This is a genomic window from Microcystis sp. LSC13-02 (assembly GCA_002282935.1).
In the GTDB taxonomy this organism is placed as follows: domain Bacteria; phylum Cyanobacteriota; class Cyanobacteriia; order Cyanobacteriales; family Microcystaceae; genus Microcystis.
Window position 1 is genome coordinate 1 of the sequence record MTBT01000056.1, and the last position, 6,297, is coordinate 6,297.

The window sequence follows — 6,297 nt, forward strand, 5'->3', positions numbered from 1 at the left end:
GTTGACAAAAATCGCAGTAATGTCTCTCTCTATAAGGGTTTCATCCCTTATAACCCTCGTCGATTGCATAACACAAACCGAAGAACCATTTATATTTCTAGTCATGCTACATTACACAGATACCACAGTTTTCAATGTCAACACGCAAACGATTGTTAACACAGTTAACTGCGTTGGTGTAATGGGTGCTGGCTTGGCTCTAGAGTTTCAGCTAAGATTTCCAGAAATGGAAAAAGACTATGTAGAGCGATGCAGGAAAAAAGAGGTTAAAACTGGAAAGCCTTATCTTTACAGAAATTATGGGAATGTTTGGATTCTTAACTTCCCGACAAAGGATCACTGGAAGTATCCCTCTAAAATTGAATGGATAGATGAGGGACTTAAGTATTTCTCCATTAACTATCAGAAAGGCGGCATTACTTCGATCGCTTTTCCTAAGTTGGGATGTAGTCATGGTGGACTTGATTGGGGTGATGTATCCCCTTTGATGGAAAAATATCTGGGAAACCTCGATATTGATGTATTTATTTGTTTAGATCAAGAAAAGGAAGCAACAGGTGTAGAGGGTTCAATGGTTAGTTTGGTCAATAATATTGAGAGCTTTGGATGGGATAAAGAACTTAATCTCAGATCTGATATCAGAAAAAAAATAATTCATGCCTTACCAATTAGAAGATTTCGAGAGTTAGGAAAAATTGAAGGTGTTGGTAAGCAGACATATAATGATATGTTTAGTTTCTTATATCAATCCGTAAATAAATTTGAGTTTGAGAAAGATAAGCCTAAATCTGCTAATACATTGCAACTTCAGATTCTGGACACAATTACTGAAGAAGAGAACTGGCAAGAATCTACCAATCAGTTAAGTTCTCAATTAGAAGCAGTAGGTTTTTATGAAGAACGCACTGAGATCAACACTACTCTTACTACAGAGGAGAATCTAGGAGCTTCTGCAAGTCAGTTAAGTTCTCCATTACAAGCGGAATCTACTACTGAAGAACAGAGAATTATGGGTGCTTCTTGTAATGAAAATTATGATGCTTTCCTGATAATTCTGCCCTATATAGAACAAGCTCTTAGTACAGAGCGTACAAAAGATGAAATTTCTGAAATGTTTAAGCTTCCTAAAAAGTTGGTAGGTGAGTGGTTGGAAGCGGCAGAAAAACTTGGTAAAGTTAAAAAGCTTACACGTCCTGTTAGGTACGTTGCAACGTCGAATCAGTTGCAACAGCAATTAGAGTATGAGTTTGCGGTATAAGCTGTAAACAGGCTAATAACCCTGTTGCATAAGCTGTTAACTATCTATCTAAATTACTCGTTTACCGCCAGATCAAATTGAGGCAGATTCTGTTAAAATGACAGGGGGCGATCAACTGTGATGAATAGATCAAATTCTGATTCTGGAAGGTTAAGAAGTTGACCGTTTTTGACAAGAGGCACTAGGAGCAAGTGTTAGTAAAATTAATATTGATCAACTGCTTACCCTTTAAAATTGTGCCAAAAAGTTTTAGGCTAAATTAGTCCCCAAAAATGATCAATTCTCAATGCCTACTGGTTCTCTTAACGAAATTGTTCACGCAGCCCTAAGTGGTCAAGTGGTTTCTTTTCCCACGGATACAGTTCCCGCTTTAGCGGTTTCTCCCCCCTATTCTTCCCTGATTTTTGCCGCTAAAAAACGGACTTTTGATAAACCCTTAATTCTCATGGCGGCCTCAGCAGCAGATTTATGGGATTATGTCAAGGGAAATCAGGAAGAAAGGGAAATTTGGCAGCAAATGACCGAAAAATACTGGCCTGGGTCTCTAACTTTGGTTTTACCTGCTTCTGAAAAAGTACCAAAAGCTCTTAACCCTAAAAATCCTAGCACGATTGGTATCCGAGTTCCCGCTCATGCGATCGCAAGAGAAATTCTCGGTCGAACTGGTGTTTTAGCGACCACAAGTGCTAATCTGTCAGGACAAGAGCCTTTATTGACTCCATCCGCAATTATGACTACTTTTCCCTCGGTGACGGTGTTAGCGCCCACAGAAAGGCAAGCATGGGGAATAATCAATAGTGGACAACCCTCCACCGTCGCGCGTTGGCAATGTCAAGGATGGGATGTCTTACGACAAGGGGCAGTTTTTCTGTAAATATGGACGATATTGACGCTTTAAAACGGGAATTACAGCAAACTCGCCTCGCTTATCACCTGGCTGTGGCAATTAATCACCTCAAAAGCAGTTTTTTGGGACGGGTTGCCCACGAATTGCGATCGCCATTGAGCAGTATGATCAGTCTCCATCAACTGATTCTCGCCGATCTTTGTGAAAGTCCAGCCGAAGAAAGGGAATTTATTGCCCAAGGACAACTGGCGGGCCGTAAACTGATGGCAATGCTCGATGAGATGATTAATCTCTCCAAACTAGAGTCGGGTACTATACCTCTGGAGCGAGAAATTTTTTCTTTAACTAAACTTTGGGAAGATTGGGCAAGTTTAACCTATTTACAGGCAGCTAATCGCAATATTAAGCTTAAATTTAGCCCTTTAACCGATGATATTGCTATTATTGCCGATTATCAGCGTTTATCCTCCGCTCTTGTCCTTCTCGTTGATGCAGCGATCGCTAACTTAGCGAGTGGCTCTATTTGTATCTCGGTAAGCACTCTTTGCGAGAAAAAAGTCACTATTGTCCTAGAATTTCCGGGGGAAATCCCTCTCTGGCATTTGCCAGAAATTTCCCCTTTGAGTTTAGAATCAAAGCCAGAAGAAGTCAAACAATTTACCCAAGCTCTCGGTCTTTCTCCCGGTCTTAAATTCCAGTTAGCGAAAGGCATTATCGAAGTATCGGGGGGGGAAATGAGCTTAGATCAAATCGATAACAATAGTCAGGACAAGCTCACACGGATCGTTTTTTCTTTACCTCGATCGCTGGATAGGGAAACTCCTCGGTATAACGATTAAATAATACCATCGTCGTCGTGGCATTGCTTTGGAAACCAATGTGCTGGTAAAATTTTTCTTGATTAGTAGTCATCAAATAGACTCTTTCCACCCGATTTATTCGGGGATGGGCCAAAACTGTTTCTACTAATTTACGCCCTAAACCGGCTCCCTGATAATCGGGATGAACAATCACATCCCAAATAGTTGCCCGATAAATGCCGTCAGAAATGGCGCGAGCAAAACCAATTAATTGCCGCTCATTCCACACCGTCACCACTGGATCACTATAGTCAATTGCGGTTGCTAAATCTTCCAAACGGCGATCGATTGCCCAAAATGCGGTTAAATTAAATAATTCTCGTAGTTGCAATAGATCTATCTTGCTTTTATCCTCGTCAAACTGAATCTGACTACAATCAATCATGATACTTCCTTAGTCTAAGACTAAAAAATAGGAGAAGATATTTTTCCGAGAAAGAGGATTCACGCTCGATCGGACTGATTATGAGCAATTTCCCCTAATCTATCTATGTGTTTGATTATACTCAATGCCTCAGATAATCTCTAGTTGATTTATCGTGATTTCTTGACAAGTTATTAATCAGTGATCAGTGATCAGTGATCAGTGATCAGTTATCAGTTATGGTTCTTCGGTTTGTGTGATCAGTTTAACTTACTATAGAAGCGATCAATCTTTGTGTCCTCTGTGTCTCTGTGGTTCCTTCTACTCGCTCGCCAGCAGAACTGTATCTTAGAATACATTTTACCCACCAAACCTAAGAGAGCCGTTCTTCGGTTTGTGTGATGCAACGGACAGGGTTATAAGGAATGAAACTCTTACAGAGAAAGACATTTGGCCATTTTTGTCAATTGTTTTCGCTCTAGAACGAACTAATCAATTAAGTCTCTTGCCAAATAAAGATTTAGTCGATTTATGCCACCCGATCGAACCATACCAAGTAACGAAGAACCTCACTGATTACTGTTTACTGTTTACTGGACGGCTACGCCGTGCCTTTGGCAACACTGAAAAAAGCTTCCCCACACCCCACAGCAATGCTTAACCATCAAAGATCTTCGCCAGTGTCTGTCATTTGTTTAGGGGAAATCCTCTCTGATCTAATTGCCGATCAAAGCGAGCGCTCTATAGAGCAAGTGACTTCTTGGACAACCTATGCCGGGGGTGCGCCGGCAAACGTGGCCTGTGGATTGCGAAAATTGGGCATAAATTCGGCTTTTATCGGTTGTGTGGGCAAAGATCAACGAGGGGAACAGTTAATCGCCTTGCTAGACGCTCTCGGAGTCGATACCACTGGTGTACAGTATCACCCCACCCTACCCACCCGACAAGTTTATGTCACCCGCGATGCTGGGGGAGACAGACATTTTGCGGGTTTTGGCGGCATTAAAACGACGGATTTTGCCGATACTGCCCTTAATGGTGACTTATTAGCCGAAAATATCTTTAAAAATGCCGATTATCTAGTTATGGGAACCCTAGGGTTAGCCTATCCCCCGGCGAGAGCGGCGATGATGCGCGCCCTCGAATTAGCTAAAATTTACGGGGTGAAAGTATTGATCGATATCAACTGGCGGCCGGTTTTTTGGCCTAATCTTGAGGCCGCTGCTGATCGGATTCGAGATTTTATCGTCCAGGCCGATTTGCTCAAATGTAGCGAGGAAGAAGCAGCATGGTTATTTGGCACTGATACCCCCGTCAGAATATCATCACAATACCCCAATTTAGGTGCAATTCTGGTTACTGGCGGCGCAAAAGGTTGTAAATATCATTTAGGCGAAAATGGCGGCACTGTTGAGGCTTTCCCTGGGGAGGTAGTGGATACAACTGGGGCAGGAGATGGCTTTGTAGCTGGTTTTTTAGCTCGTGCTAGTCTTGGAGGCGATCAAATCGGGGAAAATGCCGATTTAGCGCGTAATGCGGTGATTTATGCCTGTGCGGTGGGGGCAATGGTGACAAGGGCGGCAGGAGCGATCGCATCCCAACCGAATCGGGAACAGGTGGAGGAGTTTCTAGCGGCCTTTGACTCCTAGAAATTATACTAAATCCAGTTATTAAAAACTGATTATCTATTCCTCCTTTTGCATGAGTGCCTCTTGCCTTTTGCCTGTCGTGATATATAGCCTATACTCAACGGATTTAGTATTATTTGCCAGTTTTTTGGTCAAACCAGTCTAAAACCCGATTCCATGCCCACCAGCGATCGCTATCGCCCCACTGACGCTGACAGGATAAACTGCTGATATAACCCACATGACCACCGTGGTTGGTTAAGAGTAGATCGACGTGGGGATTATCAGCGATCGCTGCTTGCAGATCGGGAATAACTGCGGGGGAAAAGAGGGGATCATCGGCCGCGTAGAGTATAAAAGTGGGTTTAGTTAAATAGGGTTGAAAGGGCAAGGGACTACTAGCGGCATAATAGTCAAAAACTGTCTTAAATCCTAAGTTTTTAATCACTAATTCTCGATCGAATCCGGCAATCGTGGTGGCGCGAGTAATTGCTTGGGGATCGATATGATCGGGATGAGCTTGATGGATGCGTTTGGCTAACTTGCGTAATTCCCTGGCGATCGCTTTTTCCAAATGTTTCCCCCAGAGATCCTGGACGAGATAGGATAAAGAACGATTAGAGTCTAAATTAGGACAAATTACCGCACCACCACCGATATCGACGGGATCGATCCCCATATCTTCCTGATTCTCTGCCGATTTAATTCCCCACAGGGCCAATTGTCCCCCCAGAGAGTAACCTGTGAACCAAAAAGGAGCAGGACAGCCCATTTTTTGAGCTTGGGTGGCAATATGAATGAAATCTAGCCCTTCATAGATGCCATCGGAGGTGAGAGTCGGGGATAATTCGGCTGTCTTACCGTGGGCGCGCCAATCGAAGAGGACGACTGCGTAGTTTCTCGCTACAGCTTTTCTGCCTAAAATTCTTAAAAACCATTGATTATCTAAGTCTCCCGTGATGCCGTAGGTGCCGATAATTGTTCCCTTCGCTTGCGGGGGAATGGAAACAATCCCGTAGATGGGGACGGCATTGGCCCCGGTGAAAATGGTTTCTTGATAGACTGGTTCGGGAATAGCGATCGTATTTTGCCAGGTTTCTCGCGCTTTTAGGGACACATAGAGAGTCATGGCAAAACCGTTTTTCAGCAATGGGGGCGGAGTGTAGGTGAGATTATCAGTCTTCGTCCTAGGATGGGCAATCATAGTAGCACAGGGGAATCAAAAAGTCAAGAGGGGGAGACAAAAATTAACTTATCGAAAATTTGGGTTAAAACCCCGTCGTTTTACGACGGCTTTAAGCTACAATGGAAAAAGCGATAACCAAGCTAAAAACTGAACC

General features: G+C 43.2%; 6 protein-coding genes. 4 read left to right on the plus strand and 2 right to left on the minus strand.

Annotated elements, in window-relative coordinates; translation table 11 throughout:
- The 3 genes from BGL89_RS03280 to BGL89_RS03290 all read left to right on the plus strand — a co-directional run.
- Positions 1-1,258, plus strand: a 1,258-nt coding sequence (locus tag BGL89_RS03280; RefSeq protein ID WP_286824427.1) for a macro domain-containing protein, incomplete at its 5' end; no start/stop codon positions are given.
- A 286-nt stretch (positions 1,259-1,544) separates the two neighbouring features.
- On the plus strand, positions 1,545-2,132 hold the full coding sequence (locus tag BGL89_RS03285; RefSeq protein ID WP_286824428.1) for an L-threonylcarbamoyladenylate synthase: 588 nt from the start codon (positions 1,545-1,547) through the stop codon (positions 2,130-2,132).
- Complete coding sequence (locus BGL89_RS03290; protein WP_286824429.1) at positions 2,087-2,944, plus strand: sensor histidine kinase; 858 nt, start codon at positions 2,087-2,089, stop codon at positions 2,942-2,944. The genes BGL89_RS03285 and BGL89_RS03290 overlap by 46 nt, the downstream gene beginning before the upstream one ends.
- Here the strand turns inward: BGL89_RS03290 and BGL89_RS03295 are convergent.
- The gene (locus tag BGL89_RS03295; protein ID WP_286824430.1) at positions 2,880-3,350 is read right to left on the minus strand and encodes a GNAT family N-acetyltransferase; all 471 of its coding nucleotides are present in this window, start codon (positions 3,348-3,350) and stop codon (positions 2,880-2,882) included. The genes BGL89_RS03290 and BGL89_RS03295 overlap by 65 nt on opposite strands.
- 632 nt (positions 3,351-3,982) lie before the next feature.
- Between BGL89_RS03295 and BGL89_RS03300 the strand changes: the two genes are divergently transcribed.
- The gene (locus BGL89_RS03300) at positions 3,983-4,978 is read left to right on the plus strand and encodes a carbohydrate kinase family protein (protein WP_286824432.1); all 996 of its coding nucleotides are present in this window, start codon (positions 3,983-3,985) and stop codon (positions 4,976-4,978) included.
- Between the two features lie 112 nt (positions 4,979-5,090).
- Here BGL89_RS03300 and BGL89_RS03305 read toward each other — a convergent pair whose 3' ends face one another.
- On the minus strand, positions 5,091-6,161 hold the full coding sequence (locus tag BGL89_RS03305) for a YheT family hydrolase (RefSeq protein WP_286824431.1): 1,071 nt from the start codon (positions 6,159-6,161) through the stop codon (positions 5,091-5,093).
- Positions 6,162-6,297: the final 136 nt, after the last annotated feature.